The organism is Streptomyces sp. NPDC048643 (assembly GCF_040650615.1).
Classification (GTDB): domain Bacteria; phylum Actinomycetota; class Actinomycetes; order Streptomycetales; family Streptomycetaceae; genus Streptomyces.
Window position 1 is genome coordinate 51,515 of sequence record NZ_JBEZHO010000044.1, and the last position, 24,283, is coordinate 75,797.

Here is a 24,283-nt window from a genome sequence, read left to right on the forward strand (position 1 = left end):
GGGAGCGGTGTCGAAGCCGACAGCCTCCCTCATGAGCGGCCCGAGCACGAACTGCCCGAGTACGAACGGCCCGAGTGTGAGCTGCCCCAGCACGAAGTCCCCGAGGGCAGGTGGCCCGGATGAGGACCGTGACCGTCGTGGGTGCCTCCCTCTCCGGCCTGTACGCCGCCCGCGAGCTGCGGGCCCAGGGCTTCGACGGGCGACTCGTGATCGTCGGCGACGAACGCCACCTCCCCTACGACAGACCTCCCCTCTCCAAGGACTTCCTCACCGGCCACGCCGGCGAGGACCAACTCGCCCTCACCGACGCCGAGGAGAGGGCGGAACTCGACGCCGCCTGGATCCTCGGCTGCCGCGCCCGCCGCCTCGACACCCGGAGCCGCGCCGTCGTCCTCCATGACGGCCGCACCGTCCCCACGGACGGCGTCGTCATCGCCACGGGAGCCTCCGCCCGGTGCCTCCCCGGTGACCGCCTCCCGGGCGTGCACACACTGCGGTCCCTCGACGACGCCCGCGCCCTGCGCGCCGAACTCACCGCGGGACCACGCCGTGTGGTGGTCGTCGGCGGAGGCTTCGTCGGCGCCGAGACGGCGTCCTCCTGCACCGCCCTCGGCCACGACGTCACCGTCGTCGAGGCCGCCCCACTGCCCCTCGTGCCTCAACTCGGCACGGAAATGGCCGCCGTGTGCGCCGCGCTGCACCGACGCGCGGGCACCCGTCTCGTGACCGGAGCGGCGGTCGCGGGGTTCCGGGTGAGCGGAGCCGCTCCCGGCGCCGTCACCGGAGTGGCACTCCGCGACGGCCGCGTGCTGCCCGCCGAGGTCGTGATCGTCGGGATCGGCGCCGTCCCGAACACCGGCTGGCTGGCCGACTCGGGGCTCCGTCTCCAGGACGGCGTGGTCTGCGACGACGGCTGCGTGACCGCTCTGCCGAACGTGGTCGCCGTGGGCGACGTCGCCCAGGTCGGCGGCGGCCGTGCCGAACACTGGACCTCCGCCACCGAACAACCCCGCGCCGCCGTGGCCAACTTGCTCGCCGGACGCACGGTCGAGACCGCTCGGCCGCTGCCCTACTTCTGGTCCGACCAGTACGGGGCGCGCATCCAGTTCGCCGGACGACGCCACAGTGCGGACACGGTCCGGATCGTCGAGGGCGACCTCGACGACGGCGCACCGGCGGCGGGCGGTCTCCTCGCCCTGTACGAGCGAGGAGACCGCACGACGGCAGTGCTCTCCGTGAACCGGCCCCGCCCCTTCATGCGCGTCCGCCGCGAACTGGCGCGCACCGCCGACCCGGTGGAGCCGGCGTCTCGTTGAGAACCGGCCTCGGGCCCGCTACGAGTGCGACAGCTGTCCGGCTCGGCCCCGCCTGCGTATCCGCTCCTGCGCCCGCGCCGAGACCCGGGCGTGACGCCGGGCCTTGCGACGCTCGCGCCGCAGCGCCCGTGCGGTGCTGCTCGGTTCCGACACCACGCCGTGCCGCTGGTTCCACACCTGCCGGGTCACCCAGACGTCCAGGGCGGCCCAGGTGGCCACGACCGTGCTGGCCACGCTGCTCAGAACCATCGGGAAGGCCAGCCACGACCCCGTCACCGTGCACAGGAAGGCCACGACCGCCTGGGTCAGCGTCACCGAGATGATGACCACCGCCCGCACCGCCGACGTACGCACCGGATCGGGCAACCGCCGCTTGCGCGCGGGCTCCTCGATCCACAGCGGCCGGTAGTACGCCCGCGCCTCGTCCTCTTCGTATGCGTACGCGTCCGTGACGGCGCCCTTCTCGTCGGCCCGGTCCTGCCTGCCCCGAGCCGACTGCCGGGCTCCCGCCCGCTCACGCTCATCCGTCGCCGCTCGCGGCCGGTCCCGCTGATCGCTCCCAGCTGCCGGTATGTCGCGATCCGGTGCCTGCGGGGCCCGTTGTGCCGCCTCGCGGGTCGCAACCCGTGCCTCGAGTGTCCCGCTCCGCTCCGCCGTGCCCATCAACTCGTCACTCCCCACCGCCCAGCAGCCATCTCGCACGAGTGTCTTGCAACACCCGCTCCCCAGTGGCTGCCCGGCTTGCGCTCTTTTACGCCGCCTGAGTGCGTCATGCGGCGCCTGTGGCCGATTCCGCCCTCAACTCCCGTACAGAAAGACGAACGACCTGCGTCGAAGATTCCCGACGAGCGAAGAATTCCGGCCAACTGACCAAGTTTATTCCTTCACTGTGATCCGGCCCCACGAGCCGGATTCGGGGAGGCAATCTCCCCCAATGAACGGACAACTCCCCATGTCTCGTTCCCTGTCGGGGCCGGAGTGGGTGCGGACAGGTCTTCGAGTTACCTGTGTGTCAGTAGTAGGCTCACGCCGTTTGTTGACGCACAGGTGTACCCCCCTGAACCGGAGGGGTCGAGCTGGGGGAGGCCATGCGCTTTCGCGGGAAGTCCATCCGCCGGAAGATCGTGGCGCTGCTCCTCGTGCCGCTGGTGTCCTTGACCGCGATCTGGGCCTTCGCCACCGTGCTCACGGGGCGTGCGGCCGACCAGTTGTTCAGCGTGTCCGACATCGTGAAGAAGATCGGATACCCGACCGAGGACACCGTCAGGGTTCTCCAGCAGGAACGCCGCCAGACGCTCGTCTACCTGGCCGACCCGCGGGCCTCCGACGGCCTCGCCGCTCTCAAGCGGAGCCGCGCCGCCACGGACCGGATCGTGGCCCAGGTGCGCGAGAACTCCCGCGACAAGGAGGTGCGCGAGGACATGGACGAAGGCACCGCCGAGCGACTCACCTCCATCCTCGACGCCGTCGACGGGATCGACTCGCTGCGCCGCAGCGTCGAGGAGGGCACCGTCAACCGGTCCCAGGCCCTCGACCTCTACAACCGGCTGATCGACCCCTGCTACGTCCTGCTGGCCAACCTTCACGTGGTGGACGACGTGGAGGTGGACAAGGAGGGCCGTGCCCTGGTCAACGTGGCCCGCGCACGTGAACTCCTCTCCCGCGAGGACGCGCTCCTCGGCTCCGCGCTGGTCGCCGGCCGCACCACCCGCGACGAGCTGCGCGACATCTCCGACCTCATCGCCCAGCGCACCCTGCTCTACGACGTCAGCCTTCCGCTCCTGCCCTCCTCGGAGCGTGAACGCTACGAGCGGTACTGGAAGAACGCCGACACGGCACCCCTGCGCGTGGCCGAGCAGGCTGTCGTCACCTCCCCGGCCGGCTCACCGCGCGGCGTCACCGCCAAGACCTGGGACAGCGCCGCGGGCCAGGTGCTCGACGACCTGGGCACGCTCGACGACCGGGCCGGCGACCGCTACCAGGACCGCGTCAGGCCCGTGGCCATGAGCGTCATCCTCAAGGCCGTGATCGCCGGAGTGATCGGCCTCATCGCCCTGCTCGTCTCCCTGGTCATGTCCGTTCGTATCGGACGCAGCCTCATCCGCGATCTGCGGCGGCTGCGCCTGGAGGCCCACGAGGCGTCCGGCGTCCGGCTGCCCAGCGTCATGCGCCGTCTCTCCGCGGGCGAACAGGTCGACGTCGAGACCGAAGTGCCCCGACTGGAGTACGACCGCAACGAGATCGGTGACGTCGGCCAGGCCCTCAACACCCTTCAGCGCGCCGCCGTCGAAGCGGCCGTCAAGCAGTCCGAACTGCGCGAGGGCGTCTCCGAGGTCTTCGTCAATCTCGCGCGCCGCAGCCAGGTGCTCCTCCACAAGCAGCTCACCCTGCTCGACACCATGGAGCGCAGGACCGAGGACACGGACGAGCTGGCCGACCTGTTCCGCCTCGACCACCTCACCACCCGCATGCGTCGGCACGCCGAGGGCCTGGTCATCCTGTCCGGCGCCGCGCCGTCCCGGCAGTGGCGCAAGCCGGTCCAGCTCATGGACATCGTCCGTGCCGCCGTCGCCGAGGTGGAGGACTACGAGCGCATCGAGGTGCGTCGCCTGCCGCGCGTCGCCGTCACGGGACCCGCTGTCGCCGACCTCACCCATCTCGTCGCCGAGTTGTTGGAGAACGCCACGGTGTTCTCGCCCCCGCACACGGCCGTCCAGGTCGTCGGCGAGCGCGTCGCCAACGGCTTCACCCTGGAGATCCACGACCGCGGCCTCGGAATGGCCGCCGAGGCGCTGCTCGACGCGAACCTGCGCCTCGCCGAGACCCCCGAGTTCGAGCTCTCCGACACCGACCGGCTCGGACTCTTCGTGGTGAGCCGGCTCGCCCAGCGGCAGAACGTCCGCGTCTCGCTCCAGCCGTCCCCGTACGGCGGGACCACTGCGGTCGTCTTCATCGCGGACGCCCTGCTCACGGACGACGTACCGGACACCAACGGCATCGGCTTCCGCCTCGACCGCACCCTGCCCACCAAGGAGGGCGAGACGGAGGAGAGCCGCACGGCGGCACTCTCCCAGACGCCCGTGCGGCTGCCGGGACTGCCGGCCTCGATCCTGGACGGCCCCGTCGAGCTGGAGGCGCCCGTCGAACTCGACGCGATCACCGGGTTCCCCGGCGCCCTCGGCGACGACGACAGCGAACGCGGCGGCATTTTCCGCCCGCGCAGCTCCATAGCCGGAGTCCCCGCGGAGCACCACCAGCAGGCCCGGGACGGCAGCGACGAGCCCGCACGGGCCGGGGACAGCGACCGCCCGGGCGCCGGACCGGTGCCCCTGCCGCGGCGTCGGACGCCCAAGCTCGTCAGCTCCCACGGCCGTCCCGTCTCCCCGACGCGATCGCGACGAGGCGAGACCCAGGACGGGGTGTCCGACAAGGTCGAGTCGGCGCAGAACCTGGAGCCCGTGCGGGGCCGCAGCGCCCCCTCCGGTCCGGCAACCGTGGAAGGCGCGGATCGCCCCGAGCGCCGTCCCGCGCAGTTCGAGGGCGCCAAGCCGCTGCCCCAGCGGCGCGGTGAGCGCTCCTCCGGCCCGACCCGGCGCGGCGACGACCGCCCCGGCATCCCCGGTCTGCGCACGGCCCCCGACCCGCGGGAGGCCTCAGGCCGCGGTGCGGCCGCTTTCCGCGATGCCCCGGCACTGCCCCAGCGCACCCGCGGCACCGCCGCGCCGACAGACCCGGACGACACCCTCCCGCGCTCCGACAGGGACACGGGGGAGTCGGGAACGAGTACGACGCCGCTGCCCCGACGGGTCCGACAGGCCAGCCTGGCACCGCAGTTGAAGGACGGACCGGCGCGCCTCGCCGAACGGGACACGAGCCGCGACGCCGCGGGCCCCGACCCCGCAGAACGGGACGCCGACGAAGTACGCAGCAGGATGGCCTCGCTCCAGCGCGGCTGGCAGCGCGGCCGCGAGGAGAACGCCGTGGGCGACCAGGCCCAGGACGGCTCAGCACCACGAACGACAAAGGGGGACGGTCGATGACCGCACCGAAGGCCGCAGGACCCACCGAGACCAGCAACCGGACCGGTGATCTGAACTGGCTGCTCGACGAACTCGTCGACCGCGTCGCCAGCATCCGCAAGGCGATCGTGCTCTCCGGCGACGGCCTTCCCACCGGGGCCTCCAAGGACCTCACCCGGGAGGACAGCGAACACCTCGCCGCCGTCGCGTCCGGCTTCCACAGCCTCGCGAAGGGTGTGGGCCGGCACTTCGAGGCGGGCAGCGTCCGCCAGACCGTCGTGGAACTCGACGAGGCGTTCCTCTTCGTCACGGCCGCCGGTGACGGCAGCTGCCTCGCCGTTCTCGCCGACGCCGACTCGGACGTGGGCCAGGTCGCGTACGAGATGACGCTCCTCGTCAAGCGGGTCGGCGCACATCTGGCGGCCGCTCCGCGCACCGATCTGCCCGCCGGTGGGTAGTGGGATGACATGAGCGGAGACGGTCAGGAAAACGGCCAGGACGCACGCCACTGGTTCGACGACGACGCCGGACCGGTGGTCCGTCCGTACGCCATGACACGCGGCCGCACCACCAGCGCGGGCCAGCACCGCCTCGACCTGATCGCGGTGGTGGTCACCGAACAGCACGCCGACGACCCCGAGGCGGACCACTCGCTGTCCCCGGAACACGTGGACATCGTCGAACTCTGCCGCGACGCGCCCCAGTCCGTCGCCGAACTCGCCGCCGAGCTGGACCTGCCGGTGGGCGTGGTGAGGGTACTCATCGGGGACCTCGTGGCCGACGAAATGGTGCACGTGACACGACCCGTACCGCCTGCCGAGCTTCCCGACGAGAGTATTCTGCGCGACGTGATCAGCGGCCTCCGGGCGCTCTGAGCTGGGCGGAAGCGGGGAGCAGACGTGACAGGCTGGCAGTTCTGGGTCGACCGTGGAGGCACCTTCACCGACATCGTCGCGCGGCGCCCCGACGGTCGACTGCTCACCCACAAACTCCTGTCGGACAACCCCACCCGCTACGCCGACGCGGCCGTGGCGGGTGTCCGCGAACTCCTCGGCGCCGACGGTGACATCGAGGCCGCGAGCACTCCCGTGGACGCCGTCCGCATGGGCACCACCGTCGCCACCAACGCCCTGCTCGAACGCAAGGGCGAGCGCACACTGCTCGTCACGACCAGGGGATTCCGCGATGCCCTGCGCATCGCCTACCAGAACCGCCCCCGCATCTTCGCGCGGGCCATCGCCCTTCCCGAGCTCCTCCACGAACGCGTCATCGAGGTCGACGAACGGATCGCCGCCGACGGCACCGTCCTGCGCGCTCCCGACCTGGACGCACTCGCCGGACCTCTCCAAGAGGCCTACGACGACGGGATCCGCGCCGTCGCCGTCGTCTGCATGCACAGCCACCTCCACCCGGCCCACGAAGAGGCCGTGGGAGCGCTGGCGGCGCGGATCGGCTTCCCGCAGATCTCGCTCTCCAGCGAGGTCAGCCCCCTGATGAAACTGGTGCCGCGTGGCGACACGGCCGTCGTCGACGCCTACCTGTCGCCCGTACTGCGCCGCTACGTCCAGCACGTCGCCGACGAACTGCGCGACGTACGGCTGATGTTCATGCAGTCCAACGGCGGCCTCACCGAGGCCGGTCAGTTCCGCGGCAAGGACGCCATCCTGTCCGGGCCCGCCGGCGGCATCGTCGGCATGGCACGGATGTCGCAGCTCGCCGGCTTCGACCGCGTCATCGGATTCGACATGGGCGGCACCTCCACGGACGTCTCCCACTTCGCCGGTGAGTACGAGCGGGTCTTCACCACGCGGATCGCCGGGGTCCGGCTGCGCGCTCCCATGCTGGACATCCACACCGTGGCCGCCGGCGGGGGTTCCGTGCTCCACTTCGACGGCTCCCGCTACCGCGTGGGTCCGGACTCGGCGGGTGCCGACCCGGGGCCCGCCTGCTACCGGAACGGCGGTCCGCTGACCGTCACCGACGCCAACGTCGCACTCGGCCGCATCCAACCCGGCCATTTCCCCGCCGTGTTCGGCCCCGGAGGGGACCAGCCCCTGGACGGCGCCGTCGTACGTGACCGCTTCACCACGCTCGCAAGGGAGATCCGGGAGACGACCGGCGACGAACGCACCCCGGAGCAGGTGGCCGAGGGCTTCCTCCGGATCGCCGTCGCCAACATCGCCAACGCCGTGAAGCGGATCTCCGTCCAGAAGGGCCACGACGTCACCCGCTACACACTGACCACCTTCGGCGGCGCCGGTGGCCAGCACGCCTGCCGGGTGGCGGACTCCCTCGGCATCCGCACCGTCCTCGTCCCGCCCATGGCCGGTGTCCTCTCCGCACTCGGCATCGGACTCGCCGACACGACCGCCATGCGCGAACAGTCCGTCGAGGCACCCCTGGACGCGGCCTCGATGCCCGGCATCCTCAAGACGGCCGACGACCTGGCGAGCGCCGCTCGCGCCGAACTCCTCGCCGAGGACATCCCCGAGGACCGCGTCCGGATCACCCGCAGGGCTCAGCTCCGCTATGACGGCACCGACACGCCACTGACCGTCGAGCTCACCGAGCCCGACACCATGACCCGCGCCTTTGAAGAACGTCATCGCGCCACCTACTCCTTCACCCTGGACCGTCCGGTCGTCGTCGAAGCCCTCTCCGTGGAAGCCACCGGTCTCACCGAAGCCCCCGACCTCTCCGCCCTCGCACCCCACGAGGCCGCGCCCGCCTCCGATCCGGCCGGACCGGGCACCGTCAGCCTTCACACGGACGGCGCCTGGCGTGACGTGCCGCTGCACCGCCGCGAGCACCTCCCGCCCGGCAAAGGCGTGGCCGGACCCGCGATCGTCACCGAAGCCGGGTCGACGACCGTCGTCGACGACGGCTGGCGGGCCACGACGACCGACGACGGGCATCTGATCTTGGAACGCGCGGTGGTCACGGAGAGTTCCGATGTGAGCACGGAGACGGATCCCGTCCTCCTCGAGGTCTTCAACAACCTCTTCATGTCCATCGCGGAACAGATGGGCGCCCGGCTGGAGTCGACCGCGCAGTCCGTCAACATCAAGGAGCGCCTCGACTTCTCCTGCGCCCTCTTCGACCCGGACGGCAACCTGGTCGCCAACGCCCCCCACATCCCTGTCCACCTGGGCTCGATGGGGACGAGCGTGCAGGAGGTCGTCCGGCGGCGTGGCGACAGCATGCGGTCCGGCGACACCTACGCCGTGAACGACCCGTACCACGGCGGCACACACCTCCCCGACGTCACCGTGATCACCCCGGTGTTCGACACGGAGGGTGACCGCATCCTGTTCTACGTCGCCTCGCGCGGCCACCACGCCGAGATCGGGGGCATCGCCCCCGGCTCCATGCCCGCCGACAGCCGCACCATCGACGAGGAGGGCATCCTCTTCGACAACTGGCTCCTCGCCGAGAACGGCCGCTTCCGCGAGGCGGAGACCCTGGCCCTGCTCACCGCCCCACCGCACCCCTCGCGCAACCCGGACACGAACCTCGCCGACCTACGGGCCCAGATCGCCGCCAACCGGAAGGGTGTCGACGAGGTCGGGCGCATGATCGAGGACTTCGGACTCGACGTCGTCCAGGCGTACATGCAGCACGTCCAGGACAACGCCGAAGAGGCGGTGCGCCGCGTCATCGACACCCTCCAGGACGGCGAGTTCGCCTACGAGACCGACTCCGGGGCGGTCATCCGCGTCCACGTCTCGGTGGACCGGGAGGAGCGATCCGCCACCGTCGACTTCACCGGCACCTCCGCACAGCTCACCACCAACTTCAACGCGCCCTTCGCCGTGGTCAACGCGGCCGTCCTGTACGTATTCCGGACCCTGGTGGACGACGACATCCCGCTCAACGAAGGATGCCTGCGCCCGCTGCGCATCGTGGTGCCACCCGGGTCGATGCTCGCCCCCGAGCCCCCGGCCGCCGTCGTCGCCGGCAACGTCGAGACGTCCCAGGCGATCACCGGCGCCCTGTACGCGGCCCTGGGCGTGCAGGCCGAGGGATCCGGCACGATGAACAACGTCACCTTCGGCAACGGGCGGCACCAGTACTACGAGACCGTGGCCTCCGGATCGGGGGCGGGGAACGGCTTCGCCGGCGCCCCCGTCGTCCAGACCCACATGACCAACTCACGGCTCACCGACCCCGAGGTCCTCGAGTGGCGACTGCCCGTCCGGCTGGACGAGTTCGCGCTCAGGCACGGCAGTGGCGGAGCCGGACAATGGCAGGGCGGCGACGGCGCCGTTCGCCGCATCCGCTTCCGCGAGGCGATGACCGTCTCGACGCTCTCCCAGCACCGCAGGGTTCCGCCCTACGGCATGGCGGGCGGTGAGCCGGGCGCCCTCGGCACCAACCGGGTGGAGCACGCCGACGGCAGGGTCACCGACCTCGGCGGAAGCGGTTCGGCGGACGTCGGCCCGGACGACGTGCTCGTCATCGAAACCCCCGGCGGCGGAGGCTACGGGCCACCGCCGCGCGACCACCACCAAGCAGGAGAAGAGAACGATGATCTTCGGGCGCACTGAGCGCGGCAAGCCCCCGGTCGAGCCCGTCACGCTCAAGATCCTGGTGGCCGGCGGCTTCGGCGTCGGCAAGACGACCCTCGTCGGCGCGGTCAGCGAGATCAAGCCGCTGCGCACGGAGGAACTCCTCACCGAGGCGGGCCGGCCCGTCGACGACATCAGCGGCGTGGAGGGTAAGAACACCACCACCGTGGCCATGGACTTCGGCCGCATCACCCTCCGCGAGGACCTCGTCCTCTACCTGTTCGGGACCCCGGGCCAGGACCGCTTCTGGTTCCTCTGGGACGAACTCGCCACCGGGGCGCTGGGAGCCGTCGTCCTGGCGGACACCCGCCGTCTAGAGGACTGCTTCGCCGCCGTCGACTATTTCGAGCGGCGGTCCATACCCTTCGTGGTGGGGGTCAACTGCTTCGACGAGGCGGCCCGTTACCCCACCGACGCCGTCCGGCAGGCTCTCGACCTCGACCCCGGAGTCCCCGTAGTCCTGTGCGACGCGCGGGACCGGGAGACCGTCAAGGAGGTCCTCATCCGCGTCGTCCAGCACGCCATGGCCCGTGCCGCCGACCACCGCGAGGCCCTGACCACCTGACACGCACGGCAAGGTCACTCCGCACAGGTGCGGCCCGTACCCCCGCCGACAGGGGTACGGGCCGCAGTCGCGCACGCGCGCGTGGTTCACCCGGGACGGCACACACGCGTGGAGTCCTGTTTCGCGCCGACGTCGCGGAGTTGCGGACGTCGTGCTCAGTCGATCGCGTCGTCGTGCCAGCCGAAGCTCTTCTCCACCGCCTTGCGCCAGTTCTGGTACTCCCGGTCGCGCACCGACGCCTCCATGGAGGGCGTCCACTCGACGTCCTTCTGCCAGTGCGACTTCAGCTCGTCGAGGTCGCCCCACACACCGGTGGCGAGCCCGGCCGCGTACGCGGCTCCCAGACAGGTCGTCTCGGAGACCTTCGGGCGGATCACCGGCACCCCGAGAACGTCCGCCTGGTGCTGCATCAGCAGATTGTTCTTCGTCATGCCGCCGTCCACCTTCAGGGTCGTGATCTGGACACCGGAGTCCTGGTACATGGCGTCCACGACCTCGCGCGTCTGCCAGCTCGTGGCCTCCAGCACCGCGCGCGCGAGGTGGGCCTTCGTGACGTACCGCGTCAGCCCGGTGACCACACCCCGCGCGTCCGAGCGCCAGTAGGGCGCGAACAGGCCCGAGAAGGCAGGCACGATGTACGCGCCGCCGTTGTCGTCGACGCTCGCCGCCAGCGTCTCGATCTCGTCCGCGTTGCGGATGATGCCGAGCTGGTCGCGGAACCACTGGACCAGGGCGCCCGTGATCGCGATCGACCCTTCCAGGCAGTAGACCGGCGCCTCGGAGCCGATCTTGTATCCCATGGTCGTCAGCAGTCCGTGCTTCGAGGGAACGGGCCGGTTGCCGGTGTTGAGCAACAGGAAACTGCCCGTGCCGTAGGTGTTCTTGGCGGTGCCGACGTCGTAGCAGGCCTGACCGAAGACCGCGGCCTGCTGGTCGCCGAGCGCCGATGCCACGGGGACACCGGAGAGCTGGCCCACGGCGGTGCCGTACACCTCGGCCGAGGACCTGATCTCGGGGAGTACCGCTTCAGGGATGTTCATCGCGGAGAGGATCGACGGATCCCACTGGAGGGTCTCCAGATTCATCAGCATGGTCCGGCACGCGTTGGTCACGTCGGTGACGTGCTGTCCGCCGTCGGTGCCACCCGTCAGGTTCCAGATGAGCCACGAGTCGATCGTGCCGAAGGCGATCTCGCCGCGCTCGGCACGCGTGCGCAGGCCGGGGACGTTGTCGAGCAGCCAGGCCGCCTTGGGCCCGGAGAAGTAGCTGGCCAGCGGCAGTCCGGTCTGCTCCCGGAAGCGGTCCTGGCCGTCCGTGCCACCCAGTTCCGTGCAGAGCGCCGACGTACGGGTGTCCTGCCAGACGATCGCGTTGTGGACGGGCTTTCCGGTGGCGCGGTCCCACAGGACGGTCGTCTCGCGCTGGTTGGTGATCCCGAGAGCGCTCAACTGGTCGGCGCGCAGCCCGGCCTTGGCGATCGCTCCCGCGACCACCGCCTGGACCTTGGACCAGATCTCGGTGGCGTCGTGCTCCACCCAGCCCGGCTTCGGGAAGATCTGGCGGTGTTCACGCTGGTCGACGGCGACGATCGCGCCGCCCCGGTCGAAGATGATGCAGCGGCTCGACGTGGTGCCCTGGTCGATTGCGGCGACGTATTTCTCGGCGTTGTCCGTCATGGCGTCCCCTTACGTGTTCTTCGTCAGGAGCTGCGTGCGGGTCAGAAGGCTGCGTTGTAGATCACGGCACCGATGGCGGCACCCGCGATCGGGCCCACGACCGGGATCCAGGAATAGCTCCACTCCGAGGTGCCCTTGTTGGGTATGGGCAGCAGAGCGTGCGTGAGGCGCGGCCCCAGGTCGCGGGCCGGGTTGATGGCGTATCCGGTGGGCCCGCCGAGCGAGAGGCCGATACCGACGACGAGGAACGAGATGAGCAGGACCGGCAGACCCGCGTCACCGATGCCCGCGACGTGCTTGCCCCCGCCGGCCAGCGCGAGGATGGGCAGCATCAGGGCGGCCGTACCGATGATCTCGGTGATCAGGTTCTGCACCGGGTTGTTGATCTCGGGGCGCGTCGAGAAGATGCCCAGCGTCTCGATGGCCGTGTCCTCCTCGGCGTTGAGGTTGAACTGTCCGAGGTAGAGAAGCCAGCACAGGACCGCCCCGATGATCGCTCCGGCGAACTGCCCGAGGATGTAGAAGGGCACGTCCTCCCACTTCGTGGAACCCTCGATCGCGAATCCGATCGTGACCGCCGGGTTGATCTGACCGCCCGACAGCGGTGCCGCGGTGTACGCCCCGGCGAGGACGCCGAAGCCCCATCCGAAGGCGATGACGATCCAGCCCGCCCCCTGGGCCTTGGACTTGTTGAGGGTGACAGCGGCGCACACACCCGCGCCGAACAGAATCAGAATGGCTGTGCCGATCAACTCGCCGACAAAGATGTCCCCGTTGGTCATGGCGGCTCCTAGGCCCTCGCCCGGGGCGAACCGCTCCGGGCCACCGATCAGGGTGCGTTTCCCATGGCTACTTCAGCCGAAGGCAGGGAGGTCCCGAGCCCCGCCCGGCGTCCGTGACGAGCGTGCCGTCGTGGCGGAATCGCCCGTGGGGGACGGCCCTGGGTGCAGGTCGGAGACTCGAGCGGTGCGGTGCCCGAACACGCTCGAATGCGGCGATGCCGACTGACACCCGGAAGTGTTCACCGGTGCCCAGGGGGCGTCAAGGTCGTGGACGGCAACGGTTCGAAGGGCGCAAAGGGGACGTGGCGCGGTACCGGCGGTGAAGCCGCTGCCACGACCGCGCTGTCCGGCCCGTGAACCGAACGGCGCGTTGTCGGCGCTCCGTCCGCCACCGGCGCCGCCGAACACCACGGAGCCCACGCGCCCGAGGGGGAGCAGGGAGCGGTGTGCCCGGCCCCGTGTCCTGATTCCCGGACAACGAGTGCCGGCCTGCCTACCGGATCGCCACCACCGACGAGCCGTGTCCGAACAGCCCCTGGTTCGCGGTGATCCCGATCCGCGCCCCGGCGACCTGCCGGTCACCCGCGCTGCCGCGCAACTGCCAGGTCAGTTCACACACCTGAGCGATGGCCTGCGCCGGAACGGCCTCACCGAAGGAGGCGAGCCCGCCGCTCACGTTCACGGGTATGCGTCCGCCGAGTGTCGTGGCACCTTCCCTCAGCAGCTTCGCGGCCTCACCCTCCGCGCAGAGCCCCAGGTCCTCGTACCACTGCAACTCCAGGGCGGTCGACAGGTCGTAGACCTCGGCGAGGGAGAGATCCTCGGGGCCGATGCCCGCCTCCTCGTAGGCCGCGCGCGCGATCGACGCACGAAAAGTGTCGGCCGGGGGCTCCACGGCGACAGCGGAGTCAGTGGCAATGTCCGGCAGATCCAGCACGGTGTTGGGATAGCGGGGCGTGACCGTGGACACCGCGCGGATACGCACCGGCGTCGAGGCGCCGTGCCGGCGCGCGAACTCCATGCTGGACAGCACCACGGCCGCGCCGCCGTCCGAGGTCGCGCAGATGTCGAGGAGCCGCAGCGGATCGGCCACCACGGCGGACCCGGCGACCTCCTCGGCGGAGACGCGCTTGCGGTAGCGCGCGTTGGGGTTGAGAGCTCCCAGGGCCGCGTTCTTCACCTTGACCTGGGCGAAGTCGTCCAGCGTGTCGCCGTGCAGGAACATCCGGCGGCGCGCGTACAGCCCGAAGTACGTCGGGTTGGTCGCCCCGAGGGCACGGAACCGCAGCCAGTCCGGATCGTCGGGCCGGTCCCCGCCCGCGGGGCGGAAGAACCCCTTGGGTGCCGCGTCCGCGCCCACCACCAGCACCACGTCCGCCAGGCCCGAGAGGATCTGGGCCCGTGCCGTGCCGAGAGCCTGCGCGCCGGACGCGCACGCCGCGTACACGCTCGACACGCGGGCCCCCTGCCATCCCAGAGCCTTCGCGAACGTCGCGCCCGCCACATACCCCGGATAGCCGCCGCGGACGGTGTCGGCTCCCACGATCGACCCGACGTCACGCCAGTCGATCCCCGCGTCGGCCAACGCCGCGCGCGCGGCCGCGACCCCGTACTCGACGAACCCGCGTCCCCACTTGCCCCACGGGTGCATTCCGGCGCCGAGCACCGCCACCTCGCCCGTCATGCCGCCACCCCCGTCCGCCCTGTGTTCCTCACAGCGTCGCCCCCGTCGGCCGCCAGTGCCACGAGGTCCAGGTCGTCTCCGCGTCCTCGTTCAGCACGCCGGGAACGACCTCCACCTCCATGCCCACCGCCAGGTCGGCGACGGTGATCCCGGGAGCCGCCTGACCGAGGACCACGATGCGCTCGGACTCCAGCTCCACAGCGATCAACGCGTAGGGGGTCCATGGGAGTTCCGGATCGGTCACATAGGGTGACGGCGGCCGGTACCGGCTGTCGGTGTACGACCAGACGCGGCCACGGGGGGACAGCGGCACCTCGGCCAGCTCGCCTCCCGGGCAGCCCGGATTGCGGCAGAAGGCGTCCTCGCGAGGGAAGAACACCGAGGAGCACGCCGAGCAACACGTGCCCAGCAGGTGGAAGTCGTTGCCCTCTCCGGCGAACCATCCGGCGACCACAGGCGTGCGTATGCGCGACAAAGTCCCTCCCCGACACCAGATCTGACGGAACGTCAGAAGTGTGGCACGGGCTGCCGGAATTGGGCAGGGCGTCGGGTGAACCATGGGGGCGCCTCGGGCGTCGGAGTACCTGTGGGGGCGGCCGGGGCCCACGGGGGTGGTCCCGGCCGCGTCCACCCGGACCACTGTGCAGACGTGTGTTCGGTGATCCGCTACAGTCCGCGTCGTGTCCGAGACTCCGCACCCGCCCGCCGACTTCACGCCAGGCTCGCACTGTTCGAGCTGTGGTGCCCTCTACGGAGACGGCGTTTCCGACTGGCCCCGCACCTGCGCCTCCTGCGGCACGGTGGCCTACCGCAACCCGCTGCCCGTCGCCGTTGCCCTGCAGCCCGCCTACGACGAGAAGGGCGCCGCCCTGGTCGTCATCACCCGGACCATCACGCCCGCGCGCGGGGGCATCGCCCTGCCCGGAGGGTTCATCGACCACCGGGAGGACTGGCGGAACGCCGTCGTGCGTGAGCTCAAGGAGGAGACGGGCATCGACGCGGCGGCCAGGGACGTCCGGCTCGCCGACGCCTTGAGCTCACCGGCAGGTCATCTGCTGCTCTTCGGACTCCTCCCGGAACGCCCCGCCGCCGAACTGCCGCCGTCCGCCGCGACGGACGAGACCGAGGGCTGGCACCTGCTGCGCCGACCGACCGAACTGGCCTTCCCGCTGCACACTCTGGCGGCCCGCGCCTGGTTCGAGGGACGGTACATCTGAGGGTCAGCTCGCGCCGAGCCCGCGTATCCGCACCGGATACGGGGGCTCGCTGAGACCCCCCTTGCCATCTGCCCCGCGCACCACCACCTCGCCCCCGTCCCAACGGGTCACGAAGCGCCCGATCTCCGGTTCCGCCCACCCGTCACCCGCGTCCGGCACGACGAGCCCGCTCCCGCCACGCCCGCGTGCGGGAGCCCACGCCTCCAGCTCCAGCCCACCGTCGGCACCCCGCACGGGCACGACGGAACCCGCTCTCGCCAGCACCGGAATCCGTGACAGGGGAGCGTCGATCAGTACCTGCCCCGGTCCCTCGTACGCCTCCTCGGTCGCCGTGTCGTACCAGCGCCCGCGGGGCAACTGCACGGCCCGCCGGTCCGCCCCGTGATCCAGGACCGGGGCCACGAGGAGGCAGTCGCCGAGCAGGAAGGCGTCCTCGCAGTCGCGCAGCGCCCGGTCCTCCGGCGCGTCCCACCACACCGGCCGGACGTACGGCGCACCCGTACGGCGCGCCAGATGCGCCAGCGTCACGAAGTACGGGAGCAGGCGCCGCCGTTCGACGAGCGCCACGCGCGCGTGCTCCAGAACCTCGTCACCGAACTCCCAGGGCTCCCGGCGCCCCGCGCGCAGACTCGCGTGCGTGCGAAACAGCGGGAGGTAGGCGCCGAGCTGGAACCACCGCAGGTAGAGCTCCGCCGACGGGCTGCCGTCGAACCCGCCGACATCGGGCCCTGAATAGGGCACCCCGCACAGTCCGAGCCCCATCACCAGAGACAGCGACGCCCGCAGCCCAGGCCAGCCGGTGGCCACGTCCCCGGACCAGGTCCCTCCATAGCGCTGCATGCCGGCCCAGCCCGAGCGCGAGAACAGGAACGGCCGCTCCTGGGGGACGAGTTCACGAACCCCCTCGTAGGCCGCCCTGGCCATACCCAGCGCGTACACGTTGTGCGCCTCGCGGTGGTCGCCGCCCCGCCCGTCGAGGGAGTGCCGCGCCGAACGCGGCAGCGTCGACTCCCCGAAGGCCGTGAACGAGGTCGGCTCGTTCATGTCGTGCCAGAATCCGGCGAACCCCTGTTCCAGTCTCTCCTCGTAGAGCCCGCCCCACCACGCACGCGTACGCGCGCGCGTGAAATCCGGATAGACGGACTCGCCGGGCCACACGACTCCTGGCACCAGTTGCCCAGCGGCATCACGGACGAAGGCGTCCTCCGCGACACCACTATCGAACACCGCGTCGCCCGCCTCCGCCTTGACCGCCGCGTCGATGATCGACACCAGCCGGATCCCGTCCCGGCGCAGTTCCTCGGCCAGCACGGGAAGCTTCGGGAACCGCTCGCGGTCGACCGTGAACACCCGGTGCGCGTCGTAGTGGTCGATGTCCAGGTGGACGGCGTCCAACGGGAGACCACGCTCCTGGTATCCCGTGACGATCCGGCGCACCTCCTGCTCGCTGCCGAAACCCCACCGCGCGTGATGGTGTCCCAGCGCCCACGCCGGCGGCAGCGCGGCGGCCCCGGTCAGTGACGCCCAGGCGGCCAGCACGCGCGCGGGGGAGCCCACGATCATCCAGCAGCGCAACGGACCGCCGTCCATCCGCAGCTCGCACGAACCGGCCCGGTCGTGCCCGGAGCCGGCGCCCTCCTCGCCCTCGCGCAGGGACACCGTTCCGTCCCAGGTGGTGTCGTGGAACACCAGATGCGTGGCCGCGTCAGCGACGACCATCTGCACCGGCATGGTGATGTACAGCGGATCGTCACCCGGCCCGAATGCCCGCCCGGGGTCCGTGTTCCACAGCCGGTACCGGCCGTCCCGCAGCCGCGGTCCGCCGGCCCGCCCGCCCAGACCGAAGAACCGGGCGTCGGCCGCCACTTCGGAGCGCTGCATCCAACGGGCCGTGCCACCGTCGACCGGCTCCCACCAGCGAGGCGGCAGATCACGCCGCAGCGTGACCCCACCAGGGGTACGCACCTCGACCGCTCCGTGCCGTGAGACGACGACCGTGACCCGCTCGGCGACGACCCGCCACCCCCCGTCCTTGTCGGGCTCCAGGACGGCCCGCGGGTCCGGCTCGGGACAAGGGCCCGCGAGCGCGTACGACGGCTCAGGTCCGGCCCCGTCCCAGCCCCAGAACACCGCACCGCTCACCGTGACGGTGATCCGCAGCTCGGAGCGCGTGAAACGGACGAGTCCGCCGCCGGGCTCCGGCTCCACACCGAGCACCGGCCCGGGCACCCGGGCCCGCTCGGCGCCCCGCTGCGGCAGCCCGGTGGCGTCGGCACGCCTCCTGCGCCACGCGGCCCGCACCGTGCGCAACCCCTGAGCGGCACCCCCCGAGCCGACCGCTTTCACCGAACGCACCAGGTCACGACCGTCCATGCTGCTCACCCTGCCACTACCGGCGCCATGCGAGTGAGTCGTTCAACTGCCGTTCACCCGCGGCGACGCCACATCTTCACGTCGCCGACCATGTGTGGCGCGCCCTGGTGCAGAAGTCGATCACATGGCATCGTCCGTGTCAGCCGCGTGACGCGCACACCCCTGCCCGTGCGCGACCGACGCCCACGAAGCGCACAGTCCGGGAGCCGCCCCATGTCCACCGCGAACCCCTCACCGCTCTGGCAGCCCACCGAAGAGGTCGTGGCCCAGGCACAGGTCACCAAGTTCCAGGCCTGGGCGGCCGAGGAGCACGGAGCCCCGTCCGACGGCGGCTACGAAGCCCTCCATCGCTGGTCGGTGGACGAGCTGGACACCTTCTGGAAAGCCGTCACGCAATGGTTCGACGTACGGTTCCCGACCCCCTACGCGCGCGTGCTCGGCGACCGGTCCATGCCCGGTGCGCAGTGGTTCCCCGGAGCGACCGTCAACTACGCGGAGCACGCGCTGCGCGCCGCCGAGACCCGGGCGGACGAACCGGCCCTCCTGTATGTGGACGAGACCCACGAGGCCGTTCCGGTGACATGGTCCGACCTGCGCCGACAGGTCGGCTCCCTGGCCACGGAACTACGAGCCCTGGGCGTACGACCGGGTGACCGCGTCAGCGGCTACCTCCCGAACATCCCCCAGGCCGTCGTCGCCCTCCTCGCGACCGCCGCGGTGGGCGGGGTCTGGACGTCCTGTGCCCCCGACTTCGGAGCCCGCAGCGTCCTCGACCGGTTCCAGCAGGTCGAGCCCGTCGTCCTGTTCACCGTCGACGGCTACCGCTACGGCGGCAAGGAGCACGATCGCCGCGACGTGGTCGCCGAGCTGCGCCGGGAGCTGCCGACACTGCGTGCCGTCGTCCACATCCCCCTGCTGGGCACCGACGCCCCCGAGGGCGCCCTGGACTGGTCGTCCCTCACCTCAGCCGACGTCGAGCCCCTCTTCGAAGAGGTTCCCTTCGACCACCCCCTGTGGGTGCTCTACTCCTCCGGCACGACCGGCCTCCCCAAGGCCATCGTCCAGTCCCAGGGCGGCATCCTCGTCGAGCACCTCAAACAGCTCGGACTGCACTGCGACCTCGGCCCGGAGGACCGCTTCTTCTGGTACACGTCCACCGGCTGGATGATGTGGAACTTCCTCGTCTCCGGCCTGCTCACCGGGACCACGATCGTCCTGTACGACGGCAGCCCCGGGTACCCCGACACCGGCGCCCAGTGGCGCATCGCCGAACGCACCGGAGCGACCCTCTACGGCACGTCCGCCGCGTACGTCATGGCGTGCCGCAAAGCGGGCGTCCACCCCTCCCGCGACTTCGACCTCACGCGTGTGCGATGCGTCGCCACCACGGGCTCGCCCCTGCCGCCCGACGGGTTCCGCTGGCTGCACGACGAGGTCCGCGACGACCTCTGGATCGCCTCCGTCAGCGGCGGCACCGACGTCTGCTCCTGCTTCGCGGGAGCCGTCCCCACGCTCCCCGTCTACATCGGCGAACTCCAGGCCCCCGGCCTCGGCACCGACCTGCAGTCCTGGGACCCCAGCGGGAAGCCCCTCGTCGACGAGGTCGGCGAACTCGTCGTCACCAACCCGATGCCCTCGATGCCGATCCGCTTCTGGAACGACCCCGACGGCAGCCGGTACCACGACAGCTACTTCGACACGTATCCCGGAGTGTGGCGCCACGGCGACTGGATCACCGTCACGTCACGCGGCTCGGTCGTCATCCACGGCCGCTCCGACTCGACGCTCAACCGACAGGGCGTCCGCATGGGTTCGGCCGACATCTACGAGGCCGTCGAGCGCCTTCCCGAGATCAGGGAATCCCTCGTCATCGGCGTCGAACAGCCCGACGGCGGCTACTGGATGCCCCTGTTCGTCCACCTCGCCCCGGGAGCCGTTCTCGACGAGGCGCTCCTGGACCGCATCAAGCGGACCATCCGCGAACAGCTCTCCCCGCGCCACGTCCCCGACGAGGTCATCGAGGTGTCCGGCGTGCCCCACACCCTGACCGGCAAACGCATCGAGGTACCGGTCAAGCGCCTCCTCCAAGGCACGCCCATGGACAAGGCGGTCAACATCGGCTCCGTGGACAACGTCGAACTCCTGCGCTTCTACGAGGAACTGGCCCGCGAACGCGGCTGATCAGCACCCGCAGGTTGCCCCGGACTTCGTCGAGCGCTCCGCCGAGGTCCGGGGCCGACCACGCCACGTCGGCATCCGCCTCGGACCACTGGCCGTCACCGCCCCCTTCGCCACGGTCCGTCCCGGCCGGATGCTCTTCCGCTCGGCAAGCTCTCCGAACTGCAGCTTTCAGCACGGCGGCGTGCGTGAGCGGCTCCCCCGGCCCGCATTGTCAGTGCCGCCGATTACTGTGAGTGAGCATTGATCGACTGTGCACTGGGGGAGAAATGGCAGACATCCAGCACCACACCCTGCGACGTGTCCTGCGCCGTGAGATCGCGGGCACCATCGGCCTGCTGACCGACGAACAGGACTTCAGCACGATGCGGAGCTACCGCAGCTTCGCCTTCGACGACCACACCACCTATCTCCAACAGGTGGAATCCCTGCTGAGGAGCCTCGCGGCACAGGGCAGCCACACCACGGTGGCACTCTTCGACCCCGTGGAGTACGCCGAGTACTGCGCCGAGAGCGGCCTGGAACCCGACACCCCGGCCAGCCGTACCCGCTTCACCGCGCACCTGGCCGCGACCGGCCCCACCGTCCCCTACGACGGACAGCCTCTGGCCGAACTCGTCCCGGACCTCGTCGACGAAGCCGTCCGCCAAGCCACCTGGGAGTACGCGACGACACTCCTGGCGCGTATGGGCACCTGCGCGACCTGCGGCGAGGACATCGGCCGCGCCGCCTTCATCCGCGCCGCCCACCTGCTCACCCGCGTCGTCGACACCGCCGGCACCGGAAGCCTCCATCTGGTCTGCAGCGTCTCGACGGCACCCGACACACTCGTCGCGGCCCTCCGTGTGGACGAGCGCACCGACGACGCGATTCGCCTCGACGAATCCGAAGCCCTCGAATTCACCACCGTGCTCGCCCTCGGCATCGCCACCCGGAGCGCCGGCGGACTCGTCATGCGCACCACCACCCCCGACACCACCGACCGCGTCTACGGATGGCGCCTGCGCGGTGAGAACCTCGACCCCCTCACCGCCTCCGAAGTGTTCGACGCCTACTGCACCGACATCGAGTCCGGCGACCTGGTCTCCCCGGAATCGGGCGTCGACTACGACACACCCCCCGACCTCGGCGACACCGGGAAGGGAACGCACCACACGCACTGAAAGCGGAAGGGGGCGCCCCATCCGCAGATGGAGCGCCCCTCATCCCGCCTCTTCCGCCGACCTCGCCGTCCGGTCGGCGACGGTGCTGCGGCTACTCGCCGGACAGCACCGCCTGCGCGGCGCTGCGCGCCTCTTCCGCCGTGTCCGCGGCACGTGCGGCCGCGGCCGCACGCTCGCACTGAGCCAGCGTGTACTTCGCCAGCGTCGACCGCACGTAGGGGATCGAAGCGGCACCCATCGACAAGGAGGTGACACCCAGACCGGTCAGCACACAGGCGAGCAGTGGATCGGACGCGGCCTCACCGCACACACCACAGCTCTTGCCCTCGGCCTTGGCCGCGTCCGCGGACAGCGCGACCAGGTCGAGCAGCGCCGGCTGCCACGGGTCCTGCAGTCGGGACACCGCGCCCACCTGCCGGTCGGCGGCGAACGTGTACTGCGCGAGGTCGTTGGTGCCGAGCGACAGGAACTCGACCTCCTGCAGGACCGAACGGGCCCGCAGCGCGGCGGACGGAATCTCGACCATCGCGCCGAACTTCGCCTGCAGCCCTGCCGCCCGGCACGCGTCCGCGAACGCCTTGGCGTCCGTACGGTCCGCGACCATCGGGGCCATGACCTCGAGATAGACCGGCAGCCCCTCCGAAGCCTTCGCGAGGGCGGTGAGCTGCGTACGCAGCACATCGGGGTGATCCAGCAGCGAACGAAGACCCCGCACACCCAGCGCGGGGTTCGGCTCGTCGGCGGGAGTCAGGAACTCCAGCGGCTTGTCCGCGCCGGCGTCGAGCACACGCACCACGACCCGGCCCTCCGGGAACGCCTCCAGGACCTGCCGGTACGCCTCGACCTGCTTCTCCTCGGACGGCGCGTTCTTGCTGTCGTCGAGGAAGAGGAACTCGGTGCGGAACAGACCCACGCCCTCAGCACCGGCCTCCAACGCGGCCGGTACGTCCGCGGGGCCGCCGACGTTGGCCAGCAGCGGCACCTTGTGCCCGTCGGAGGTGGCTCCCGGACCCGTAGAAGCGGACAGCGCCGCCTTGCGCTCGGCCGCGGAGGACTCCAGCTGCGCTTTCTTCTCGGCGGTCGGCTCCACGAAGATCTCGCCGGTGCTGCCGTCGACGGCCACCACGGTGCCTTCGGCGAGCTCGCCGGCGCCGGGAAGAGCAACAACGGCCGGCACACCCAGCGCACGCGCGAGGATCGCGCTGTGGCTGGTCGGCCCGCCCTCCTCGGTGACGAATCCGAGGACGAGCGTCGGGTCCAGCAGCGCCGTGTCGGCGGGCGCGAGGTCACGCGCGATGAGGACGTAGGGCTCGTCGCTGTCCGGGACACCGGGCATCGGCACGCCGAGGAGGCGCGCGACGATGCGGTTCCGCACGTCATCGAGGTCGGCCACGCGTCCGGCGAGATACTCACCGGCTCCCGCGAGCAGCGCCCGGTACGCGGCGAACGCGTCATAGACCGCGCGCTCGGCCGTGCTGCCGACGGCGATGCGCCGTTCCACATCGGCCATCAGCTCGGGGTCCTGGGCCATCATGGCCTGAGCCTCGAGCACTCCCTGGGCTTCGCCCCCCGCCAGATTGCCGCGCGCAATCAGGTCGGCTGCCACAGCCTCCACGGCCTTGCGGGCACGCCCCTGTTCGCGCTCCGCGTCCTCCGCAGGGATCTGCTTGGCAGGCGGTTCGAGAACCGCCGTCCCCATGTGCCGAACCTCGCCGATCGCCACACCGTGGCTCACGCCGACGCCTCGCAGCGTTGTCTCCATCTCACCCGTCTCCGATAGTGCGGCGGGTCCCGCCGCCGCGATGGTTGTCGAACGTGCCGTCCAGGACAGCGTTGATGTCACTGCCAGCCGAAGAGCGCGTCGCCCGCCTTCACATCGCCGTCCTCGCGGACGTCGGAGAGGGAGTCCGCCGTGGCCTCGAGGGCCACGATCGGGCACACCGGGGACTTGCCGGCGGCCTCTACGGCGGCCGGGTTCCACCGGACGACGGCTTGGCCGCGCGTCACGGTGTCCCCCTTGTTGACGAGCAGCTCGAAGCCCTCGCCATTGAGCTGCACGGTGTCGATGCCCAGGTGGGTAAGGACTCCGTGGCCCTCACCGTCGACGACGACGAACGCGTGCGGGTGGAGCGAGACGATCACTCCGTCCACGGGGGCGACAGCCTCCGAGGGCTCACGCACGGGGTCGATCGCCGTGCCGGGGCCGACCATCGCCCCGGAGAACACGGGGTCCGGTACTGCTGCGAGTCCGATGGCGCGTCCTGCAAGAGGGGACGTCACGGTGGTCATGGGAAGCCTCCCAGGGGTGGAGATTTATATGGGCCGTCACTGCCTGTCCCGGACGGCGCACTGTTTCAGCAGGGTATGTCATATGAAGTGCCGGTTCCGCACGAGAGGTCCCGGTTGGCGGCCGTAGAGCACAGGCGAAACGATTTGCGCCCGCTCCCGGCCCCCGTGTACTGTCGTACCCCTGCTTGAGGCTGAGCGGCGTCACCAAGCGTCGTTGCCTGGCAGCACCCAACTTGTCAGATCCTATCTCGGGGTCTCGTTCTGCATGTTTGCGGGACGGTGGTCAGAGAGACAGGAAATCGCTGATAGAGTCGGACTCGCCGGAAAGGGAAACGCGAAAGCGAAAACCTGGAAAGCGCCGAGGAAATCGGATACGGAAACGGTCTGATAGAGTCGGAAACGCAAGACCGAAGGGAAGCGCCCGGAGGAAAGCCCGAGAGGGTGAGTACAAAG

The 24,283-nt window shown here is 70.7% G+C and carries 17 protein-coding genes; 9 read left to right on the top strand and 8 right to left on the bottom strand.

Annotated elements, in window-relative coordinates; genetic code table 11:
- Positions 1 to 119 precede the first annotated feature (119 nt).
- A complete protein-coding gene (locus AB0C62_RS32020) occupies positions 120 to 1,316 on the top strand; it encodes an FAD-dependent oxidoreductase (RefSeq protein WP_362979135.1) in 1,197 nt (398 codons plus the stop codon).
- A gap of 18 nt (positions 1,317 to 1,334) precedes the next feature.
- Here AB0C62_RS32020 and AB0C62_RS32025 read toward each other — a convergent pair whose 3' ends face one another.
- Positions 1,335 to 1,979 (bottom strand): hypothetical protein, encoded by a 645-nt coding sequence (locus AB0C62_RS32025; RefSeq protein ID WP_362979137.1) that lies wholly within the window; start codon positions 1,977 to 1,979, stop codon positions 1,335 to 1,337.
- Positions 1,980 to 2,404: 425 nt separating this feature from the next.
- Here AB0C62_RS32025 and AB0C62_RS32030 point away from each other — a divergent pair, with 425 nt between their 5' ends.
- The 5 genes from AB0C62_RS32030 to AB0C62_RS32050 are packed head-to-tail and all read left to right on the top strand — an operon-like array spanning position 2,405 to position 10,468.
- Positions 2,405 to 5,356, top strand: a complete 2,952-nt coding sequence (locus AB0C62_RS32030) for a nitrate- and nitrite sensing domain-containing protein (RefSeq protein WP_362979139.1) — start codon at positions 2,405 to 2,407, stop codon at positions 5,354 to 5,356.
- The gene (locus AB0C62_RS32035) at positions 5,353 to 5,793 is read left to right on the top strand and encodes a roadblock/LC7 domain-containing protein (protein ID WP_362979141.1); all 441 of its coding nucleotides are present in this window, start codon (positions 5,353 to 5,355) and stop codon (positions 5,791 to 5,793) included. Before AB0C62_RS32030 ends, AB0C62_RS32035 begins: the two co-directional genes overlap by 4 nt.
- Positions 5,794 to 5,802: 9 nt before the next feature.
- The gene (locus AB0C62_RS32040; protein ID WP_362979143.1) at positions 5,803 to 6,210 is read left to right on the top strand and encodes a DUF742 domain-containing protein; all 408 of its coding nucleotides are present in this window, start codon (positions 5,803 to 5,805) and stop codon (positions 6,208 to 6,210) included.
- Positions 6,211 to 6,234: 24 nt separating this feature from the next.
- Positions 6,235 to 9,882: a hydantoinase B/oxoprolinase family protein gene (locus AB0C62_RS32045; protein WP_362979145.1), complete on the top strand. Its 3,648-nt coding sequence runs from the start codon at positions 6,235 to 6,237 to the stop codon at positions 9,880 to 9,882.
- Entirely contained in the window at positions 9,863 to 10,468 is a 606-nt protein-coding gene (locus AB0C62_RS32050; protein WP_362979147.1) for an ATP/GTP-binding protein, read from the top strand. The genes AB0C62_RS32045 and AB0C62_RS32050 overlap by 20 nt, the downstream gene beginning before the upstream one ends.
- A 155-nt stretch (positions 10,469 to 10,623) precedes the next feature.
- Here AB0C62_RS32050 and glpK read toward each other — a convergent pair whose 3' ends face one another.
- The 4 genes from glpK to AB0C62_RS32070 form a co-directional block, all read right to left on the bottom strand.
- The gene (gene glpK / locus AB0C62_RS32055; protein ID WP_362979149.1) at positions 10,624 to 12,144 is read right to left on the bottom strand and encodes a glycerol kinase GlpK; all 1,521 of its coding nucleotides are present in this window, start codon (positions 12,142 to 12,144) and stop codon (positions 10,624 to 10,626) included.
- A gap of 41 nt (positions 12,145 to 12,185) precedes the next feature.
- Complete coding sequence (locus tag AB0C62_RS32060) at positions 12,186 to 12,926, bottom strand: MIP/aquaporin family protein (protein ID WP_362979151.1); 741 nt, start codon at positions 12,924 to 12,926, stop codon at positions 12,186 to 12,188.
- A 493-nt stretch (positions 12,927 to 13,419) separates the two neighbouring features.
- Complete coding sequence (locus AB0C62_RS32065) at positions 13,420 to 14,610, bottom strand: lipid-transfer protein (protein ID WP_362979153.1); 1,191 nt, start codon at positions 14,608 to 14,610, stop codon at positions 13,420 to 13,422.
- A gap of 28 nt (positions 14,611 to 14,638) precedes the next feature.
- The gene (locus AB0C62_RS32070) at positions 14,639 to 15,064 is read right to left on the bottom strand and encodes a zinc ribbon domain-containing protein (RefSeq protein ID WP_362979165.1); all 426 of its coding nucleotides are present in this window, start codon (positions 15,062 to 15,064) and stop codon (positions 14,639 to 14,641) included.
- A gap of 226 nt (positions 15,065 to 15,290) precedes the next feature.
- On the opposite strand from AB0C62_RS32070, the gene AB0C62_RS32075 reads away from it, so the two are divergent.
- Positions 15,291 to 15,827 carry an NUDIX domain-containing protein gene (locus AB0C62_RS32075; RefSeq protein WP_362979155.1) on the top strand — a complete coding sequence of 179 codons (537 nt, stop codon included), beginning with the start codon at positions 15,291 to 15,293 and terminating at the stop codon, positions 15,825 to 15,827.
- 3 nt (positions 15,828 to 15,830) lie between these two features.
- Here the strand turns inward: AB0C62_RS32075 and AB0C62_RS32080 are convergent, their stop codons facing one another.
- Positions 15,831 to 18,200, bottom strand: a complete 2,370-nt coding sequence (locus tag AB0C62_RS32080) for a TIM-barrel domain-containing protein (protein WP_362979157.1) — start codon at positions 18,198 to 18,200, stop codon at positions 15,831 to 15,833.
- A gap of 213 nt (positions 18,201 to 18,413) precedes the next feature.
- Here AB0C62_RS32080 and AB0C62_RS32085 point away from each other — a divergent pair, with 213 nt between their 5' ends.
- Positions 18,414 to 20,381, top strand: a complete 1,968-nt coding sequence (locus tag AB0C62_RS32085) for an acetoacetate--CoA ligase (RefSeq protein ID WP_362979159.1) — start codon at positions 18,414 to 18,416, stop codon at positions 20,379 to 20,381.
- 266 nt (positions 20,382 to 20,647) lie between these two features.
- Positions 20,648 to 21,541 (top strand): hypothetical protein, encoded by an 894-nt coding sequence (locus tag AB0C62_RS32090; protein ID WP_362979161.1) that lies wholly within the window; start codon positions 20,648 to 20,650, stop codon positions 21,539 to 21,541.
- Positions 21,542 to 21,632: 91 nt separating this feature from the next.
- On the opposite strand, the gene ptsP is transcribed toward AB0C62_RS32090, so the two are convergent.
- Positions 21,633 to 23,303: a phosphoenolpyruvate--protein phosphotransferase gene (ptsP, locus tag AB0C62_RS32095; RefSeq protein WP_362979163.1), complete on the bottom strand. Its 1,671-nt coding sequence runs from the start codon at positions 23,301 to 23,303 to the stop codon at positions 21,633 to 21,635.
- A 77-nt stretch (positions 23,304 to 23,380) separates the two neighbouring features.
- Entirely contained in the window at positions 23,381 to 23,830 is a 450-nt protein-coding gene (locus tag AB0C62_RS32100; protein WP_164369446.1) for a PTS glucose transporter subunit IIA, read from the bottom strand.
- Positions 23,831 to 24,283: the final 453 nt, after the last annotated feature.

Bases quoted from the DNA above. Each gene is read 5' to 3' on its own strand.
- AB0C62_RS32020 (WP_362979135.1), top strand. From the start codon at position 120: ATGAGGACCGTGACCGTCGTGGGTGCCTCCCTCTCCGGCCTGTACGCC.
- AB0C62_RS32025 (WP_362979137.1), bottom strand. From the start codon at position 1,979: ATGGGCACGGCGGAGCGGAGCGGGACACTCGAGGCACGGGTTGCGACC.
- AB0C62_RS32030 (WP_362979139.1), top strand. From the start codon at position 2,405: ATGCGCTTTCGCGGGAAGTCCATCCGCCGGAAGATCGTGGCGCTGCTC.
- AB0C62_RS32035 (WP_362979141.1), top strand. From the start codon at position 5,353: ATGACCGCACCGAAGGCCGCAGGACCCACCGAGACCAGCAACCGGACC.
- AB0C62_RS32040 (WP_362979143.1), top strand. From the start codon at position 5,803: ATGAGCGGAGACGGTCAGGAAAACGGCCAGGACGCACGCCACTGGTTC.
- AB0C62_RS32050 (WP_362979147.1), top strand. From the start codon at position 9,863: ATGATCTTCGGGCGCACTGAGCGCGGCAAGCCCCCGGTCGAGCCCGTC.
- glpK (WP_362979149.1), bottom strand. From the start codon at position 12,144: ATGACGGACAACGCCGAGAAATACGTCGCCGCAATCGACCAGGGCACC.
- AB0C62_RS32060 (WP_362979151.1), bottom strand. From the start codon at position 12,926: ATGACCAACGGGGACATCTTTGTCGGCGAGTTGATCGGCACAGCCATT.
- AB0C62_RS32065 (WP_362979153.1), bottom strand. From the start codon at position 14,610: ATGACGGGCGAGGTGGCGGTGCTCGGCGCCGGAATGCACCCGTGGGGC.
- AB0C62_RS32080 (WP_362979157.1), bottom strand. From the start codon at position 18,200: ATGGACGGTCGTGACCTGGTGCGTTCGGTGAAAGCGGTCGGCTCGGGG.
- AB0C62_RS32085 (WP_362979159.1), top strand. From the start codon at position 18,414: ATGTCCACCGCGAACCCCTCACCGCTCTGGCAGCCCACCGAAGAGGTC.
- AB0C62_RS32090 (WP_362979161.1), top strand. From the start codon at position 20,648: ATGGCAGACATCCAGCACCACACCCTGCGACGTGTCCTGCGCCGTGAG.
- ptsP (WP_362979163.1), bottom strand. From the start codon at position 23,303: ATGGAGACAACGCTGCGAGGCGTCGGCGTGAGCCACGGTGTGGCGATC.
- AB0C62_RS32100 (WP_164369446.1), bottom strand. From the start codon at position 23,830: ATGACCACCGTGACGTCCCCTCTTGCAGGACGCGCCATCGGACTCGCA.